This is a genomic window from Salmonella sp. 32031103-2018-00083-FB-01-SM-01, assembly GCF_017571995.1.
GTDB lineage: Bacteria > Pseudomonadota > Gammaproteobacteria > Enterobacterales > Enterobacteriaceae > Salmonella > Salmonella enterica.
Map to the genome: position 1 here is coordinate 1 of NZ_JAGEQL010000017.1, position 1,405 is coordinate 1,405.

Here is a 1,405-nt window from a genome sequence, read left to right on the forward strand (position 1 = left end):
GACGAGGCACTACGGTGCTGAAGCAACAAATGCCCTGCTTCCAGGAAAAGCCTCTAAGCATCAGGTAACATCAAATCGTACCCCAAACCGACACAGGTGGTCAGGTAGAGAATACCAAGGCGCTTGAGAGAACTCGGGTGAAGGAACTAGGCAAAATGGTGCCGTAACTTCGGGAGAAGGCACGCTGACACGTAGGTGAAGTGATTTACTCATGGAGCTGAAGTCAGTCGAAGATACCAGCTGGCTGCAACTGTTTATTAAAAACACAGCACTGTGCAAACACGAAAGTGGACGTATACGGTGTGACGCCTGCCCGGTGCCGGAAGGTTAATTGATGGGGTCAGCGCAAGCGAAGCTCCTGATCGAAGCCCCGGTAAACGGCGGCCGTAACTATAACGGTCCTAAGGTAGCGAAATTCCTTGTCGGGTAAGTTCCGACCTGCACGAATGGCGTAATGATGGCCAGGCTGTCTCCACCCGAGACTCAGTGAAATTGAACTCGCTGTGAAGATGCAGTGTACCCGCGGCAAGACGGAAAGACCCCGTGAACCTTTACTATAGCTTGACACTGAACATTGAGCCTTGATGTGTAGGATAGGTGGGAGGCTTTGAAGTGTGGACGCCAGTCTGCATGGAGCCGGCCTTGAAATACCACCCTTTAATGTTTGATGTTCTAACGTGGACCCGTGATCCGGGTTGCGGACAGTGTCTGGTGGGTAGTTTGACTGGGGCGGTCTCCTCCTAAAGAGTAACGGAGGAGCACGAAGGTTGGCTAATCCTGGTCGGACATCAGGAGGTTAGTGCAATGGCATAAGCCAGCTTGACTGCGAGCGTGACGGCGCGAGCAGGTGCGAAAGCAGGTCATAGTGATCCGGTGGTTCTGAATGGAAGGGCCATCGCTCAACGGATAAAAGGTACTCCGGGGATAACAGGCTGATACCGCCCAAGAGTTCATATCGACGGCGGTGTTTGGCACCTCGATGTCGGCTCATCACATCCTGGGGCTGAAGTAGGTCCCAAGGGTATGGCTGTTCGCCATTTAAAGTGGTACGCGAGCTGGGTTTAGAACGTCGTGAGACAGTTCGGTCCCTATCTGCCGTGGGCGCTGGAGAACTGAGGGGGGCTGCTCCTAGTACGAGAGGACCGGAGTGGACGCATCACTGGTGTTCGGGTTGTCATGCCAATGGCACTGCCCGGTAGCTAAATGCGGAAGAGATAAGTGCTGAAAGCATCTAAGCACGAAACTTGCCCCGAGATGAGTTCTCCCTGAGACTTAGAGTCTCCTGAAGGAACGTTGAAGACGACGACGTTGATAGGCCGGGTGTGTAAGCGCAGCGATGCGTTGAGCTAACCGGTACTAATGAACCGTGAGGCTTAACCTTACAACGCCGAAGATGTTTTGGCGG

1 rRNA gene is annotated in these 1,405 nt (G+C 53.5%); it reads left to right on the forward strand.

The features are described 5' to 3' along the window. A 23S ribosomal RNA gene (locus J4614_RS21860) occupies positions 1 to 1,381 on the forward strand; the annotation flags it as partial. Between the last annotated feature and the right edge of the window lie 24 nt (positions 1,382 to 1,405).